We start from the raw sequence: 15,957 nt of genomic DNA on the forward strand, positions 1-15,957 counted from the left end.
ATGTTTCCGTAAAGAGGCGGGAAGCGGCGGACGTGATGTGCGCGGTATGATCCGTCAACACCAGTTCCATAAAGTCGAGCTAGTCGCAATCAGCCGAGCCGATCAAAGCGACGCCGTATTCGAAGAGATGGTTGCTTGCGCCTCTGATCTTCTCGCCGCTCTTGAACTCCCGCATCGTCTTGTCACCCTTTGTACCGGAGATTTAGGTTTCGGTGCGGCACGTACCGTCGATCTGGAAGTATGGTTACCGGGGCAAAATACCTACCGCGAAATCAGTTCGGTCTCCAATACACGGGATTTCCAGGCACGCCGTGCAAAGATCCGCTACAAAGAAGAGGGAAAAAATCTCCTCGCCCACACCCTAAACGGTTCAAGTTTGGCGGTCGGACGGACGATGATAGCTATCATGGAAAATTTCCAGCAAGAAGACGGTTCGATCCGACTTCCCAACGTCTTGAATAAATATCTATAAAATCCAGGTAAAGAGGCTTAATGGCGGAGCAAGAAGAGATAATCATTATTGAAGAATCTGACGCTGCCGGCATTCAGGAAAAGCCCTCTGCAGATGCTGATGCATCAGCCGATAAACCAAGCCGATTTAAGAACAAGCGCTTCATTCTTATCCTTGTCCTAGCCTCGCTTATCGTTATTATTGCCCTTGCAACCGTTGCATGGGTATTGTTCGCGCCCAAAGGTGAAAAAGAGAGCGTCGAACCTCTCAATGCCCCAATCGCCCAAAAGATTAAAGAACCTGAAACCATTATCGAGCCCAGCGAACTCGAAAATATGATCGAACGGGCCAACTATCTCTATTCCAACGGCAATCAAACCGAAGCGCTAAAACTGTACGAAAAAATAGCCCTCTATTCCGAAGCGATCTCTCAGTACAATCTGGGAGTCGTTCAACTCAAAGAAAGTGAATACAAAGGTGCCCTAGAAAACTTCAAACGTTCGATCGACAACAGCGAAAACCGCTGTGTCAGCGCTATAAATGCCGCAGTCTGCTGTTTGCATCTCAATCGGGAAAAAGATTTTAATTACTATATCGATATGGCTCAAGCCTATCTTCCTCAAGAGAGCAGTTCTCCTTTGTATTCGTATTACTACGCTTTGATCAACTACTACAAAGGACGCTATATCGAGGCGCTCAGTGCCTTGAAACACCCCTCTACCGAAGAGTATAAAGGGATACAAAATAAACTGAGAGCCAAAATAGATGCTTTATACGGAAGTTTCGACGATGCCATCAGTAGCCTCGAAAATCCGATGCAGGAAGAAGACTCCTTTACCCTCGGGCTGATGTACGCCAATATCGGTGATTTGACGTTGGCAAAAAAATATTTGAACGATGCAATCATCCAAAACGACACACCTATCCAAGAACAGCTTGCCCTGGCCTTCGTCAATCTCAAATCGGGCTTGCATGAAGATGCGGCCAAACTCATCAAAGATACTACCGACGAATATCCCGATAAAGTCTATACCCCTTATCCGATTAAAGTATTTCTGAAACCTTCTCTCTTCAATCCCGATGACGTCCAACGCATCTATCGTGACCCGAAAAGAGACAAGCACGCCAAAATCTACGAGAGTATTTTTTATTTTGCCCCGTACAAAATTTTCAATGCCGATCAAACCATCAGCTATATCCGCAAAGGAAACGCCAATATCTTCATCGACGATATCGCCAGTGCAAAAGAATATCTCCAAAAAAGTACCCGATCTTCCAGTGTCGACTACGGTATCGCTTTAGCCATCCAAAAAGCATTAAAATTTCGCCTCCGCGATGCGAATGCACAACTTTTGCAATTGCTTAAAACCAATCCGCAACACTCGATCCTCCAATACAATCTGGCACTTACGTATGCGCAGTTGGGAGACATGTCGAAAGCATACGAACACTTTTTGCGCTCCTATCACCTCGATGCCAACAACTACCTTTCCGGTATTTTTGCCGTCATGAGCTCTGAAATGATCGGAAAAAGCAATCCGAAGCTAAGTTCAATCATCAAAGACAACCTCGCCCAAGAGCCGGAAAGCGAAGAGTTTGAACTCTACCGAACATTAATCGATATCACGCAAAACAATATCCCGAGCGCCGGAAAATGGCTCGACACCAACTATAAAGAGCATCCTCTCTATCTTGCGCTCAAAATCGCCCTCGCAACCGAGATGGGAAAAGAGGATATCGCACGCAAAAATGCCGAGCGGTTAACGTACCTCCAACGCGGAGATATCCTCCCGCATCTTATGCTTATCGATACCCTTTACGGCGACCAAAAAATTAAGGTCTTCGCATCCTCTGCGATCAATTACCTGAAAAAGCAATCCTTTCATTACGACGATCTCTATTTCGGACCGCAAATCACCCGTGACAAAATGATTCAAATGGCAATGATGACCGGACAGCTGACTCCGATGATCGAACGGCTCGAGGGGCGCTTGCAGACAAGCAGCGACGATACTTCAGATATCATGGCGGCCTTAGCACAAGCCTATTTCTATAACCAGGATTTTGAAAAGTCTTATACCTTATACAATCAATTGATCGATAATCGCAAACGCCAAGACGAGCGAACATTGTTTATGGGCGCGTGCGCTTCGATCGGTTCGGAACATTACGAAAACGCCATCGCTTTGCTCGAGCTTTCCAAAATCAAGAACCCTAGTTACTTAGAGAGCCGTTACGCACTGAGTTTGTTATATATGCAAATCGAGAACAATCCGGGTGCAATCATACAATTGATGAAAATGGGAAATACCGGTTTTGTTTCCCAATATTTCGACTTTGCAATCAATACAGACAAACTAGCCAATGAACCGAAGAAATATCATCTTCTTTGAGAGATGAGCCGTTTAATCAAATAAAACACGGCCCGAATCGGACCGTACAGCAAATAACCCGCAGCTAAAAGCCCCATCCCTTCGATCGGATAAATAAAAATCCCCATCGAAATCACGATCAAAATGGACAAGAATCGGATAAAATGAAATCCTTTGAAATTAATCGTTTTAAAGCTCGGATAGCGGATATTACTGACCATTAGTATCGATAACAACAGCATAAACGGGAGCATAAAAATTTTCATAAAAAGGTAGTGGGGGTAATGCTGTAGCAAAAGAATCGATATGGCTATCATGATCGCTGCTGTTGGAATAGGCAATCCGATAAATACATTTCGTTCGATTCGAGAAGTCGTGACATTAAATCGTGCAAGCCGTACCGCGCCGAAAATGATAAATAAAGCACTCGCGACGATCCCGATCCGTCCGTAAGTATCTCCGATATAAAGATAAAACAGCAAGGCGGGAGCAACTCCGAAAGCGACAATATCCGCCAGTGAATCGAATTCGACGCCGAAATGGCTTGCCGTGTTAGTCAGACGCGCTACCCGTCCGTCCAATCCGTCAAATATCAAAGCCAAAAAAACGAACCATGCCGCAGGTGTAAACGCATGATCCAAAGACAAAGCTATCGAATAAAATCCGGTAAAAATCGAGGCGGCGGTAAAGAAATTCGGTAACAGATAAGCGATCGGAGGGGGAGACTGACGCATTGTATTCCTTCGTCTGAATGAGGTTCTAGCACGCGAAGCGATGCAAGGCCATCAAGCCGCGTTCAGATAGCCGAGGACACTTTCACCGGCACGGACGGTAGCACCGGCGTTTACCGACACGCGCGTATTTTCCGGTAGATAAAAAATACTGCGCCCTTTTGCGAGAAATCCGTAACGGCTTCCCTCTTTAAGTTTTTGCCCTTTTTCTAATTCAATCCCGATCGGAAAACAGCTTTGCTCACTGAGATGCTCAATAAAAACTTCATCTCCTTTTGACGAACGAAACGAAATGACCGCCTTTTCATTCAAGAGATCCGCCATCGGATTGTAAAGAGGCAACGAAGCGCCATTGCGCATTTTAAAGCCTTCCACGATGCCGTCGAACGGGGAACGGAGGATCGAAACGTCCCACAGTGAATTCATAACCGTAATTTTTTTCATCTTCTGCTCGTCGATCAACGCATCTTCTACCGACAAAACGACACCGTCCACACTGCTGATAATCTGATCGGCTTCATTTTCCGAAGTACTGCGTTCAGGATTGCGAAAAATTACCAGTACAGCCAGCAAGAGAGCACCCGAGATGAATTCAAAAAGATGCAATCCTGTCATCATAAAGAACAGAAAAACCGACGCGATGACTCCGGAGATGAGCCATCCCCGTTTCGATAAGATGAAAGTGTCGCTTTGAACATTCATTTTTGCCCCTTGTACGTTTTAATCGGAGATTACCGTCTCATTCGAACCAAACTCTTTACGCGGCTCCAATTTTGTCTCGATATTATGCTCTGCTTCGTAAGCCGCAATAATCTCACGAACCTGTTCACCCGTAATATTCTCTTTTGCGTACAAAAGTTCGACAATGCTTTCGATCGCACCGCGGTACTCTTCCAAACGGCTTTTGACGGCGATATAGCGTTCCTGCAACGTATCTTTGATAAACGAATCCATACCCTCGGCCATACGGTCGCTGTATTCGCGCCCTTGGGTCATACCGCCGCCTAAGAAAGTGTTACGCTGTTTTTCAAGTACCATCAATCCGGCGACATCGCTCATACCGTACATTTGCACCATGGCTTTAAGGATATCCGTTGTCCGTTCAAGATCGTTTGCCGCTCCGGTCGATATTTCACCGATAAAGACCTCTTCTGCCGCACGTCCGCCGAGTAATACATCCACTTCGGCAATTAGCTCATGGCGCTGCATCAGATATTTATTCTCTTCCGGAGTATTAAGCGTATAGCCTAAAGCCGCAAGACCGCGAGGTACGATAGAAACTTTGGAAACTTTTTTGGCTCCCTTCGTCGTTTCGGCCAATAAAGCATGTCCGCTTTCGTGATACGCGACGATCCGTTTCTCTTTCTCATCGATTCGGCGGCTTTTTTTAGAAAGTCCCGCGATTGCTCTCTCTACCGCTTCGCGCAAATCGGCCTGACGAACGGTTTTTTGGCTTTTACGCCCTGCCAGCAACGCCGCTTCATTCACAATATTTGCCAAATCGGCTCCGGCCAATCCGGCAGTCAGGCGGGCGATCTCTTCTAAATCGACATCGGCATCTTTTTTAATCCCCTTGACGTGAACGTTGAGAATATCGATCCGTCCCTGATAGTCGGGTTTGTCAACCAGTACCTGACGGTCAAAACGTCCCGGACGGAGTAATGCAGGGTCTAAAATCTCAGGGCGGTTGGTCGCGGCGAGGATAATGATCGGGGTATCGGTGCCGAATCCGTCCATCTCGGCAAGGAGTTGATTCAATGTCTGCTCACGCTCGTCATTGCCTCCCATCATACCGCCGGCTGCACGGCTCTTACCGATCGCATCGATCTCGTCGATAAAAATAATCGAAGGGGCATCTTTTTTAGCCTGTTCGAAAAGATCGCGTACACGTGCCGCACCGACACCGACAAACATCTCGATAAAACTCGATCCCGAAACAGAGAAAAACGGTACTTCGGCCTCTCCTGCTACCGCTTTGGCCAAAAGAGTTTTCCCTGTCCCCGGGCTACCGACCAAAAGGACCCCTTTTGGGATTTTTGCACCCAGTTCCACATAGCGATCCGGGAATTTTAGAAAATCGACAATTTCCAAAACTTCTTCTTTCGCCTCTTGCGCTCCGGCGACATCGTCGAATTTTGTTTTCGGTTTTTCGGAATTGATCAGTTTTTTTGAATTACCCATTCCCAAGATACCGCCGCCCATGCTGCGTTGCATGCGTCCGGCGAAAAACATCCATATTGCTATGATTATGAGGAAAGGAAACAGCCATCCGAACATTTCGGTAAACCAGTTGCTTTCGCTGAATCCGTTATAATCGATCTGTTTTTCATCCAGCAAAGGGATTAACGTCGCATCCGGTCCGACAATACGGGTCGTATAGGCGACTTTTCCATTCCCGTCGTTGCCTATCGCACGGATGTAGGTTTGCCCTATAGAGACTTTTTCAACCTGTTTTTCCTGAATCAGTTTTTTCAAGTCCGCATAGGTAATCTCTTGGGTACGAGTGACATTTTGACCGCTGATTTTACCGGCAATATCGCTCTCATCTCCGATAAACGCTTTAAACAAAACGATGACAACCACCGAAAAGATGGCAAAAGTGATTAGAGGGTTTTTGTTAAAAAAATTTCCGTTTTTGTCCGGGTTCGGATTCGACTCGGGTTGGCTCATGTTATTCATTTCCTTTTTTGGTAACTACCAGAGTTACCCATTCGTTTTCTACAATTCGCTCCGTCAATTCAAAACTCTTGTAGGCGCGCAAAACTTTATCCTCATATTTGTCCATAATCCCTGAGAGAATCAAAATCCCTCCGTCACGTAACCGTTTTTTAAGATCACTCGCAATAAAAACCAATACATCGGCTACAATATTGGCGATAATGACATCGTATACAGCATCACTCTCCTGAATCGGCCCTTCCCAGAGGTTTCGGTAAGAAATATCGTTTTGTTCGGCATTGACGAGGGCATTTTCGACCGAGAGAGGATCGGTATCGCATGCATCGACAATAGCCCCTTTTTTGATTGCTGCAATCGCTAAAATACCGCTTCCGCAGCCGACATCCATCACCTCGTCATCGGGCTTAACGTATTTGGCTACGGCTCGAAGGCACGATGCCGTCGTCGGATGATGCCCGGTACCGAATGCGAGAGCGCGATCGATAGCGATATTCAGCATCCCCTCTTTCGGCGCTTCCCATGTGGGATGGATATAAAACGGATCGATCTCTACCGGAGTGATCCCCTGCTGATATTGTGCGATCCAATCGTCGTTTTTTTCTTTGCTTAACGTCAGTTCGACATCAACCACTTCTCCTAATGCGCGTTGTAAGGCCTCTGAAAACTGCTCTATTCCCCAGCTGATTGTTTCGAGGTCTTCTTCGCTTCGGATAATAAACCCATCATCCGTCTCTTCAAACCCTACCGGCAGGATATCAACCAAAAAGTCGCTGAAAAGCTCTAAATGCGATGATGGTTTCACCACCAACATATAATAGAAATCTTGCATTAACCCTCAGTACCGAGAACTGCGGCAAGTTTCTCTTTTAATACCTGAGGAGTAAACGGCTTGACGATGTAGTTATTTACACCCGCTTTGAGTGCGGTGATAACTTCGGCTTTTCCCCCCTCTGTCGTAACCATGATAATCGGCAGATCGGTAAAACGTGCGTCGGCACGTACTTTTTTTACCAATTCGAGCCCGTTCATCTCCGGCATGTTCCAGTCGGTAATCAGCATTCCCATGTCCGGATTTGCATCAAGGACAGTCCATCCCTGCACTCCGTCTTCACCTTCTAGCACATCTTCATAACCGAGTCTGGAGAGTGTGTTTTTAATAATACGGCGCATCGTCGAACTATCATCTACAACCAATAGTTTCAATGTATATCCTTTTATCGATTCTTATATTTCATTTAACGTATAGAATAAATGCCCAATGATAACCTAACCAACTTTGTGAAAAGTTTAAAAAAACTTTTCAAGGTCGATCGTCCCTTCGTAAAACGCTTTTCCGACGATTACGCCGGCAATTTCACCGCTTTGCAACAACCGTTCAATATCACTGTCGTCCTTGACCCCGCCGCTGGCAATCGTAGCGATTCCCGAAGCTCTGGCAATATCTAAAGTAAAATCGACATTTACGCCGGTAAGTGTACCGTCACGTCCGACATCGGTACAAATAATCGCTTCGACACCCGCATCCGCAAACGCACGAGCAAGATCGGTCGCCCTCATGGAGCTCACTTCGCCCCACCCCTCAACGGCGACAAAACCGTCGATCGCATCGATACCGACGACGATCGGATATTTAGCAGCCATCGCTTTGACAAATTCCGGATCTCTTAATGCAATCGATCCTAAAATCAGGCGATCGATTCCTAACTTCAAATAGCGTTGGATCGTTTCCTCATCACGGATTCCTCCGCCCAGCTGAAGCTTCACGTTGCAATTTTCACGGATGGCACGAATTTGTTCGAGATTTTTAGGCTCACCTGCGAAAGCTCCGTTCAAATCGACGAGATGCACCCATGTAGCCCCCATCTTTTCAAACGTTTTTACAAGTTCCCACGGTGTATCGGAGTATATTTTAGCACTCTCCATCGCCCCTTTTGTAAGGCGGACGGCTTTACCGTCTTTGAGATCGATTGCCGGGAAAATAGTCATAAAGGCCCTTTTTTAAAGATTAATAAAATTTTTGAGAATCGAGAGACCGTTTTGATGGCTCTTCTCCGGATGGGGTTGAATCCCCATCACGTTATCATGCGCTACGGCACTGGTAAAACGGTAGCCGTAAATGCTCTCTCCGATACTGTCGTTCTGATCGCTGCACAGTGCATGGTATGAGTGAACGAAATAGAGATAATGAGCTTCATCCAATCCTGCGAACAGAGGATGAGTTTGGGTAAACATCCGATTCCACCCCATGTGAGGTACCTTCAAAGGTGTATGAAATCGACTCGTGTCAAATGCTACGACCCGTCCGTGGATCAGACCGAGCCCTTGGGTAATACCGAACTCTTCGCTCGATTCGAATAGCAGCTGCATGCCCAAACAAATGCCCAAAAGATATTTTCCGCTCACGGCATATTCACGTACCGCTTCATCCATTCCGCGGGATGAGAGATGCTCCATCGCATCGCCGAATGCCCCGACACCGGGGAGGATGATCCGGTCGTACGTTTTCAGTTTATCGGGATCCGATTCAACTGTCACTTTTTCCCCAAGCAGATCAAAAGCGTTTTTGACACTGGCAAGATTCCCCATGTTGTAATCGACAATAGCTATCAATGGCGTTCTCCTAAGTTCGTAAAACGGATGTATACGGCAAGACCGACCAAAAGCAGGGCCACCCCACCAATAATATAAATCGCATTCACCAGCATATGCGGTTCGGTCATCGCAAATTTAAAAACGAGCATCAATGCTTCGATCGAGAGGGCGATAATAATCGAGCCTAAAAAACGGACCATCGTTTTGTGGATACTCGAATCGGGATCGCTTTTCGGACGTCCCAGCACTTCCTCTTCGAAGAGGGTTTTCACCAAATCCAAAATCGCCAGCGAGAGGGTCAGCAAGATGGTCGCTTCGAAAATATCTTTGATTTCAATTTTATCGTACTGTCCCATTCCATAGGACAAAAAGCCTTCTATCCCTTTCACAAACAACAAGAGAGAAACCAATGCGAGAACAAGGGTAAATGCACCGTAAGCAAGTCGGAAAAAACGGCCTGAGAAAGATTCCAATGCCATCGGATGGGCGATTTTAAGCACTTCGCCTAAGGGCATATCCAAACAGGCGACATAAACGATTTCGCCGTTTTCATCAAAAATCGGTTCCGATGCGGTAACGGTCAATTCATCATTCAAAAGCGAAGGATACGGATCGGTAATGGTACAGCGACGTTCGTGCATCGCCCGGTAATAATAGGCGCGAGTCGAACGGCTAACACCGACATCGTCCTCTTTTTTGCCGTTTTTGAGATACGTGGGACCGACCTGATTGCCTTTGGCATCAAGCAGGTAAACCGCTTCCAATCCCTGAAGATCACCCCGTATTTTGAGAAGACGGGCGGTAAGCGATTCTACCGATACCGAGGGAAGATGATTGGGGAGGTTTTTTTGAAACAAATAACAAAAATAGGCACGCGCTTTCGGGCGTATTTCAGCATACTGGCGAATATCTTGAACGACCATTATCTCCCCCTTTTGTCCTCTTAAATTGAGGGGAATTGTAGCTTAGTTGCGCTATAGTTACGCTTATGAAGAGTAAAAAGCTCCGGATAAAGCACCCCGTAGATATCCGCAAGATATATTTGCCTCTGTTGAAAAAGCAAAGGAATGTTTAGCATGATCTCCTATCGCCTGTTTTTAATTTTCGATGCTCTGCTAATGAGCTTTCCACACAGTTGGAGAAAAAATCTTTTTATTTCTCTTGCGAAAATCGCCCGCTTTTTTGCCCCTTCACGCAACCGTGTCATCCGTCAAAATCTGGATTTCGCATTTTCCAAAGGACTCGGTTCCGAGGAATACGCCTATATCGAATCGTACTGTTACCGCAATCTGGCCTTGAATCTGCTGCAAGTTATGGAGAATAGACATTACGTACACGACGACTTCACCCGCCGAGTCGTCTTCGAAAACCGTGAAGCGGTCGATGAACTGCTCTCCCAAGGCAAAGGGATCGTTTTCGTATCGGCCCACTTCGGGAATTGGGAGATGGGGGCAACAGCCCTCTCAGCCCTTGTCACCCCGACAACGTCCATCTACCAAGAATTCAAACATTCCGAATTCGATCCTTATCTGCTCGAATCGCGAACCCGTCACGGTATGGACCTCGCTGAAAAAAACGGGGCCCTGAAACATCTCGCGCGTGCACTCAAAAAAGGCGCTTCCGTCTCTTTGATGATCGATCAGGCCAGTAACCGTACTCACGGAGTAAGCATCACTTTTTTCGGCCATCCGACCTATCAATCCTCTACCCCTGCGATCCTCTCGCGAAAATACAATGCTCCGATCGTTCCGCTCTATATCTTTAGCGAGGATGAAGAACATTTTACGATCCGATTTGACGATCCGATCATCGTTACCGGCGAGGAGGAAGAAGCGATCAAAATTGCGACGCAATTGCAGGCCGATTCGCTCGAAAAAGCGATCCGTTCACGTCCGGAACTATGGTTTTGGTGTCATAAACGGTGGAAAAGCGAATACCGCGGAATTTACGCGGGATAAGCTTTTTTCAACAACTCATACAGCGCTTCGGGTGTTAAATCGCCGTTCTTTTCCCATGCCGACTTCATCACCGTATTATCTTCAAGACCGTTCCAGATTTTAATGTAGTGTCCCTCTTTATAACCGTGATCCTGACGGAATTGGTTCAAAATGTTTTTCCCGACGTACAGACGATAAAGCTGTGTCAGGTTCAACGCCCCCAGATACGCCAATTCGAAAAATTCTTCGATAAGGGCACCGATCATTTCCGGCGATACCGGAATCAAAGAGAGGCGCATAACATTTTCGATTTTCACCATCAACAATTCATCGCTGCCGAAAACGAGATTTTGTTCCGTCGAAAGTTTTTGGTATTCGGGAGTTTGGGACATCCGCAACGCCAACTCTTCAATCGTTTCCGCACCGTTTTTGTAGGTAAACTCTAAAATCAGACTCATCACGAAATGCCATACGTCGACGATTTCGATTTGAAGATTCGCATAGTCCGTTTCCTGGGCAATACTTTTCCAGTGTTTCCATCCGAACGAATCGATCATTTCGGCGGATTCCATATAAATACATCGGCACCAGTTAATCTTTTTCCCTTGTTTGGTGACCCCTTTTTCCCATTCCGGACCGTTTGTCGCGTCATTTAGTTTTTGTTGCAGTTCTAACATACAAAGTAATTTATTCATACAAATCCTTTAAAAAGTTCCTAATTATACGGTAATATTTCATCCATGCAAAAGATCAACTGCCACCGATGTCTCCACTATTTTGTCACTTGGGAAGCACATCAGCCGCACGGATGCAAGGTGTACGGGTTCAAAAGCAAATTTATCCCCTCACAAGTCGTACTCAGTTCCAGCGGCAAACCTTGCACTTTTTTCACCCCTAAAGCGGCCTCTTCCAGCTGAGTTTTTTCCCGAATCCCAAAGTATTATCAGTCAATTTAATCTCGCTCAGACGGATACTCCAAAGAGTCGGATTCATTGCCAGCGCGTACGGAAAATGCTTCATATAGAGGGTTGTTTCCCTTCTCTCTTCGCTAAGCGTCATCTGTGCGCGAAATTGAATCCCCTCTATTTTTCCGACTATTTTAGTTTCCAAGGCTATCGTTCCCGCAACTTCCGTATTGAGCACGACATTTTGCATATGCTGCGTCTGCGGATCGCTTGCAACGATCAAAGCGATATTTTCCGCATCGTATGCATAAAACATCGAACAGCACCATAACCGTTCTCCATACGTCGCCAGAGTGAGGAGGTGATGTTTCCCGATAAAGCGTTCGATGGCAACTAAATTTTCATCCATCTTTGCACCTCTACATAATCCATGCGGCAACAAACGTCATTGCCGCCAATATGCCCAATGCAGCCAGACTTCTCCAACCTACTTTTCGTGATCCGAGCATCAATGCACCCATTCCCTTAAAAAGATTGTTACTTGCTATGGCAATCAAAATCGCACTTATGACCGCGGAGGTATCGATCGGATAGCTGCCGTTTACCAATGAAAGGATGAAAGGATCGATATCGGTGAATCCGATGACTAATGACAAAATATTGAGCCCGGACGTCCCGTAATAGGTGATAAAATAGTGGGTCAACAGCGTCATCACGACAAACATCGCGGCAAACAGCAAAGCGACTTCGAGTTCCAGAGGATTGATATGGTTTTGAACCGCCTCGGATGCATCCGGTTTTTGTTCCGTTTTGATTTTCGATATCGCATATCCCATCAATAATGCGATAAGACTCAAAACGATCAGAGGGAGAAAGAGTTTTTTCATCAATTCAAAATTTAAAAAACCGATAATCGCAATGAGCCGCAGATACATCATTCCTGTCGCAAACACGATGGCAGAGATAAACGTATATTCGTAATCGTCGATATCTTTGGACTGACGGGATAATACGATAGTCGTTGCCGTCGAGGAGTAGATTCCCCCTAAAATACCGTTTAGGATAAACCCTTTTTCTTTGAAAAAATAGCGCTGAAGAATATAACCGATATACGATATCCCCGATACGATAACCATCGCAAGCCAGATTTTGCTAAGCGACACCGGTATCCACGGCGATATCTCGCTCGTCGGCAAAAGAGGCCAAATTACCACGCTAAGCAATACCAATTTCGAAAACGTAATGAGCTCGCTGTTGTCAACCGTTTCCAAAAGCGACTGAATATGGGTTTTGGCATTGACGATAAATACGATCGAAACAAAAATCAGTGCAGTGAACCACAACGGCTGGGTAATGATAATCGGAGCATAGGTATAGACCAACAATGCCGATAGCAGACTGATAATCCCTTTTTGACCGTTTTGAAGTTTGTGATGGTAAAAAAGGGCAAACAGCAAACTCAATACCGCCAAGCCGGAGAGATAAAAACGGTAACTCGGATCAAGAATATAAAGGATATATCCCAACACCCCTATCAACGTATAGGTACGGACAGTTCCGATAAAATAGGGATTATTCAAAGAACGTTTGTATTCGCGCATCTCCAATCCGGTCAGAAAGCTCAACACCAATGTTAAAACAAAACGAAAATACTCCGTCGTGTAAAGATGTGAGAGCATCTCATACATCGTTTCTCCTTTTGAGGGCATCGGATATACGGCCCAGGGCATTTTCCAAAACTTCGGTAGCTACTGCAAAGTTCAATCGCATATATCCCGATCCCTCTTTTCCGAAGCTCAATCCCGGACTGAGTCCTAGATTTGCTTCGCGGACAAAAAACTCTCTGAGTTCACGATCCCCCAATCCCAGCGCCCGGCAGTCCAACCATGCTAGATACGTCGCTTCGCAAGACGACAAAGCGATAAGAGGATGATTGTTTGCCCATTCATTCAGGAGAGTGCGATTTTTATCCAGATGTCCGATCAGCTTTCGGTGCCAGGACGAACCGTGGCGATAAGCCGCTTCAAACGCCGTATGCGACAGTGCCGCTCCATCTCCCCAGTGAACACGTAGACGCTCCGCTTCGTAACGTTCGCGCAATTCCTCCGATGCGATACAGACGGTCGAAATCGAAAATCCCGCCATATTAAACGTTTTTCCCGGCCCGATCAGAGTAATCGTATTTTCCCGCAATGCTTCAGAGAGGGATGCGAAAGGAAAATGGCGATGGGGAGAGTAGACGATATCGCTGTGAATCTCGTCGCTGATAATTACGATACCATGGTTCAGACAAAATTGCCCGAGTTCCATCAATTCGTCACGGCTCCATACTCTGCCGACCGGATTATGAGGGGAACAGAGCAACAACAGTTTTGTCTGCGGTGTGATTTGGGTACGCAAATATTCCAAATCGAATCGGTATACCCCCTCCGCATCTCTGCGGAGAGGATGGAGTATCAACGAACGGCGGTTATCTTTGACCATCGAGTAAAACGGAGGGTAGACCGGGTCCATCACGATCACACCGTCTCCCTCGTTACTGAAAGCGCGAATCGCACATCCGATCGATGCGACGACGGAGGGCGAGTAAGTAAGCCAATCACGTTCGATCCTAAACCCGTGGTGTTCTTTCATCCAGAGAATCTGTGCTTCAAAAGCACTGTCGCTCATCACCTCGTATCCGACAATCGGATGATTCAAACGCTCTTTTACGGCATCAATGACACATTCGGGCGTTGCGATATCCATATCGGCAACCCACATCGGCTCGACATCCTCCGTACCAAACAGCTTCTGCCGAAGTGTATATTTTTCGGCATTGGTCCCACTGCGATCGATTCGGCGAAACTCATCCATACCGTTTTATCCAGTCTGCGTGCATCTTCTCGATACGGGCGTATTTATCCGCCTCGTTTTCACCGCTTCCGACAACGTATCGAAAACCGGCATGCTGGATAAAATGGCGGCGGAACGCATATCGTGACGACGAGACGATCTCGTTGCCCGTCGAAATCCACGATCCCCCTTTCATGAGGTTGTGCTTACCGTCAAACGTCGGCTCAGAGAAGTCGTCATACCATGGATGAGTGACAAATCCCTCAAACGCATCCATCTGTGTTTGCGTCCACTGCCATACATTTCCAACGACGTCATAAAGCTCCCCGTGTTTATACGTATCGACCGGTACGGACGAAGCATAACAAGCTAGGTTGATATTGGAGCGCTGATCGTCAAAAATATTGTGCGCCATATCACCCTCTTCGGCCATTACGGTCCATTCGGCTTCGCTCGGCAGACGATAAATTTCTGTATCGTGAGCACTTTTCCATCGGCAAAAGGCTTCCGCTTCGAGAGCATTGACCTCTACAGGCCAGTTGTACGGCATCGCAATCTCCTGCGTCAATGAGCGATAACGATAGCTACCATCCTCCTGCGGAATCCAAAACGGCGGACATGAGGCATTACGGATCTGTAAATATTTCAACCCCTCCGCATCCCACCATCGCTCATCTTGATACCCGTTTGCCCGAACAAACTCCATGAATTCACCGTTGCTGACCAAGTATTTGGATGCACGAAAATCTTTTACGTCGCACGTCAGGGTTCCGTATTCGTTATCCCATCCGTAAATACCGCCGTCAGCTTCCCCTTTGCCCAGGATTACGTCCCGTCCGATAAAATCGACCAGAATATTTTTGGGCATATCGCCCCGGCTCTCGCACAAAGGGAAATCCTCGTGGGAGAGGATATGTTCCAAAGGCATCTGACGATGGAGAACACTGGAAGTTTCGATATGGATCCGTTCATGCTCAATCCCCATCCAAATCGCCCAGAACGGATCTTCTTTGGCAATCGGCAGATTCATAGGGAGCGTCGAAATCATCCGATCAACCAAAACACGCACTTTTTGGCGATACTCGCGGACTTCATCGATCTTCGGCCATTGCAGCGAATCGCTCGACGCATCCCATGTCATTTCATCGACTCCGACGGCAAACAATGCTTCAAAACGGGGATTAATCCGCTCTGTTAACGCACCCGAAGCGACCAGTTTATTCACATAAAAAATAGCGGTATGACCGTAATAAAAAATCATCGGATGGCGGGTCGGTTCGGATTGGCGGTAAAAAACTTCGTCGGATTTCAGCAGTTCGAAGAGCGATTCAAACAGATCGTAACTCTGATGAAAATAATCTCGCAGCTCTTCACGTTTGACGGACACATCGTCTCCGTCCAATCGTACCGATTTCATCTGTCTGTGCAACACGCTGAATCCTTGTTCCGTTTTTC

17 protein-coding genes are annotated in these 15,957 nt (G+C 46.6%); 4 read left to right on the plus strand and 13 right to left on the minus strand.

Annotated features, from left to right (window positions below; translation table 11 throughout):
* Together Q0389_RS02455 and Q0389_RS02460 are read left to right on the plus strand one after the other, a co-directional pair.
* On the plus strand, positions 1-472 hold a 472-nt coding region (locus tag Q0389_RS02455; RefSeq protein WP_366936851.1), incomplete at its 5' end, for an aminoacyl--tRNA ligase-related protein.
* A 20-nt stretch (positions 473-492) separates the two neighbouring features.
* Complete coding sequence (locus Q0389_RS02460) at positions 493-2,844, plus strand: tetratricopeptide repeat protein (RefSeq protein WP_298691278.1); 2,352 nt, start codon at positions 493-495, stop codon at positions 2,842-2,844.
* On the opposite strand, the gene pssA is transcribed toward Q0389_RS02460, so the two are convergent.
* From pssA to Q0389_RS02500, 8 genes are all read right to left on the minus strand, one after another.
* Positions 2,832-3,557 carry a CDP-diacylglycerol--serine O-phosphatidyltransferase gene (gene pssA / locus Q0389_RS02465; RefSeq protein WP_298691279.1) on the minus strand — a complete coding sequence of 242 codons (726 nt, stop codon included), beginning with the start codon at positions 3,555-3,557 and terminating at the stop codon, positions 2,832-2,834. The genes Q0389_RS02460 and pssA overlap by 13 nt on opposite strands.
* Positions 3,558-3,608: 51 nt before the next feature.
* Positions 3,609-4,256, minus strand: coding sequence for a phosphatidylserine decarboxylase (locus Q0389_RS02470; RefSeq protein WP_298691281.1), 648 nt, complete (start codon positions 4,254-4,256; stop codon positions 3,609-3,611).
* Between the two features lie 18 nt (positions 4,257-4,274).
* A complete protein-coding gene (gene ftsH, locus Q0389_RS02475; RefSeq protein WP_298691283.1) occupies positions 4,275-6,224 on the minus strand; it encodes an ATP-dependent zinc metalloprotease FtsH in 1,950 nt (649 codons plus the stop codon).
* A 1-nt stretch (position 6,225) separates the two neighbouring features.
* Positions 6,226-7,062, minus strand: a complete 837-nt coding sequence (locus Q0389_RS02480) for a 50S ribosomal protein L11 methyltransferase (protein ID WP_298691285.1) — start codon at positions 7,060-7,062, stop codon at positions 6,226-6,228.
* On the minus strand, positions 7,062-7,436 hold the full coding sequence (locus tag Q0389_RS02485) for a chemotaxis response regulator CheY (protein WP_298691287.1): 375 nt from the start codon (positions 7,434-7,436) through the stop codon (positions 7,062-7,064). The genes Q0389_RS02480 and Q0389_RS02485 overlap by 1 nt, the downstream gene beginning before the upstream one ends.
* A gap of 84 nt (positions 7,437-7,520) precedes the next feature.
* Positions 7,521-8,219 (minus strand): 1-(5-phosphoribosyl)-5-[(5-phosphoribosylamino)methylideneamino]imidazole-4-carboxamide isomerase, encoded by a 699-nt coding sequence (hisA, locus tag Q0389_RS02490; protein ID WP_298691289.1) that lies wholly within the window; start codon positions 8,217-8,219, stop codon positions 7,521-7,523.
* Positions 8,220-8,231: 12 nt separating this feature from the next.
* Entirely contained in the window at positions 8,232-8,843 is a 612-nt protein-coding gene (gene hisH / locus Q0389_RS02495; protein WP_298691291.1) for an imidazole glycerol phosphate synthase subunit HisH, read from the minus strand.
* Positions 8,840-9,748, minus strand: a complete 909-nt coding sequence (locus tag Q0389_RS02500; protein ID WP_298691293.1) for a PDC sensor domain-containing protein — start codon at positions 9,746-9,748, stop codon at positions 8,840-8,842. The genes hisH and Q0389_RS02500 overlap by 4 nt, the downstream gene beginning before the upstream one ends.
* A gap of 153 nt (positions 9,749-9,901) precedes the next feature.
* Between Q0389_RS02500 and Q0389_RS02505 the strand changes: the two genes are divergently transcribed.
* Complete coding sequence (locus tag Q0389_RS02505; RefSeq protein ID WP_298691295.1) at positions 9,902-10,783, plus strand: lipid A biosynthesis lauroyl acyltransferase; 882 nt, start codon at positions 9,902-9,904, stop codon at positions 10,781-10,783.
* Here Q0389_RS02505 and Q0389_RS02510 read toward each other — a convergent pair.
* Positions 10,771-11,457, minus strand: coding sequence for a dUTP diphosphatase (locus Q0389_RS02510; protein ID WP_298691297.1), 687 nt, complete (start codon positions 11,455-11,457; stop codon positions 10,771-10,773). The two genes, Q0389_RS02505 and Q0389_RS02510, sit on opposite strands and share 13 nt — an antisense overlap.
* A gap of 45 nt (positions 11,458-11,502) precedes the next feature.
* On the opposite strand from Q0389_RS02510, the gene Q0389_RS02515 reads away from it, so the two are divergent.
* On the plus strand, positions 11,503-11,679 hold the full coding sequence (locus Q0389_RS02515; protein ID WP_298691299.1) for a uracil-DNA glycosylase: 177 nt from the start codon (positions 11,503-11,505) through the stop codon (positions 11,677-11,679).
* Here the strand turns inward: Q0389_RS02515 and Q0389_RS02520 are convergent.
* The 4 genes from Q0389_RS02520 to ovoA are packed head-to-tail and all read right to left on the minus strand — an operon-like array spanning position 11,657 to position 15,934.
* The gene (locus Q0389_RS02520; RefSeq protein ID WP_298691301.1) at positions 11,657-12,076 is read right to left on the minus strand and encodes a hypothetical protein; all 420 of its coding nucleotides are present in this window, start codon (positions 12,074-12,076) and stop codon (positions 11,657-11,659) included. The two genes, Q0389_RS02515 and Q0389_RS02520, sit on opposite strands and share 23 nt — an antisense overlap.
* Before the next feature lie 10 nt (positions 12,077-12,086).
* Positions 12,087-13,355, minus strand: a complete 1,269-nt coding sequence (locus Q0389_RS02525; RefSeq protein ID WP_298691303.1) for a DUF4010 domain-containing protein — start codon at positions 13,353-13,355, stop codon at positions 12,087-12,089.
* The gene (locus tag Q0389_RS02530) at positions 13,348-14,523 is read right to left on the minus strand and encodes a pyridoxal phosphate-dependent aminotransferase (RefSeq protein WP_298691304.1); all 1,176 of its coding nucleotides are present in this window, start codon (positions 14,521-14,523) and stop codon (positions 13,348-13,350) included. Before Q0389_RS02530 ends, Q0389_RS02525 begins: the two co-directional genes overlap by 8 nt.
* The gene (gene ovoA / locus Q0389_RS02535; RefSeq protein ID WP_298691306.1) at positions 14,516-15,934 is read right to left on the minus strand and encodes a 5-histidylcysteine sulfoxide synthase; all 1,419 of its coding nucleotides are present in this window, start codon (positions 15,932-15,934) and stop codon (positions 14,516-14,518) included. The genes Q0389_RS02530 and ovoA overlap by 8 nt, the downstream gene beginning before the upstream one ends.
* Between the last annotated feature and the right edge of the window lie 23 nt (positions 15,935-15,957).

The sequence above is a fragment of the uncultured Sulfuricurvum sp. genome (assembly GCF_937936435.1).
Lineage (GTDB): Bacteria > Campylobacterota > Campylobacteria > Campylobacterales > Sulfurimonadaceae > Sulfuricurvum.

Coding starts and splice junctions, on each gene's coding strand:
- pssA (WP_298691279.1), bottom strand. CDS start 3,557: ATGCGTCAGTCTCCCCCTCCGATCGCTTATCTGTTACCGAATTTCTTT.
- Q0389_RS02470 (WP_298691281.1), bottom strand. CDS start 4,256: ATGAATGTTCAAAGCGACACTTTCATCTTATCGAAACGGGGATGGCTC.
- Q0389_RS02480 (WP_298691285.1), bottom strand. CDS start 7,062: ATGCAAGATTTCTATTATATGTTGGTGGTGAAACCATCATCGCATTTA.
- ftsH (WP_298691283.1), bottom strand. CDS start 6,224: ATGAGCCAACCCGAGTCGAATCCGAACCCGGACAAAAACGGAAATTTT.
- hisA (WP_298691289.1), bottom strand. CDS start 8,219: ATGACTATTTTCCCGGCAATCGATCTCAAAGACGGTAAAGCCGTCCGC.
- Q0389_RS02460 (WP_298691278.1), top strand. CDS start 493: ATGGCGGAGCAAGAAGAGATAATCATTATTGAAGAATCTGACGCTGCC.
- Q0389_RS02525 (WP_298691303.1), bottom strand. CDS start 13,355: ATGTATGAGATGCTCTCACATCTTTACACGACGGAGTATTTTCGTTTT.
- Q0389_RS02515 (WP_298691299.1), top strand. CDS start 11,503: ATGCAAAAGATCAACTGCCACCGATGTCTCCACTATTTTGTCACTTGG.
- Q0389_RS02505 (WP_298691295.1), top strand. CDS start 9,902: ATGATCTCCTATCGCCTGTTTTTAATTTTCGATGCTCTGCTAATGAGC.
- Q0389_RS02520 (WP_298691301.1), bottom strand. CDS start 12,076: ATGGATGAAAATTTAGTTGCCATCGAACGCTTTATCGGGAAACATCAC.
- Q0389_RS02500 (WP_298691293.1), bottom strand. CDS start 9,748: ATGGTCGTTCAAGATATTCGCCAGTATGCTGAAATACGCCCGAAAGCG.
- Q0389_RS02530 (WP_298691304.1), bottom strand. CDS start 14,523: ATGGATGAGTTTCGCCGAATCGATCGCAGTGGGACCAATGCCGAAAAA.
- Q0389_RS02510 (WP_298691297.1), bottom strand. CDS start 11,457: ATGAATAAATTACTTTGTATGTTAGAACTGCAACAAAAACTAAATGAC.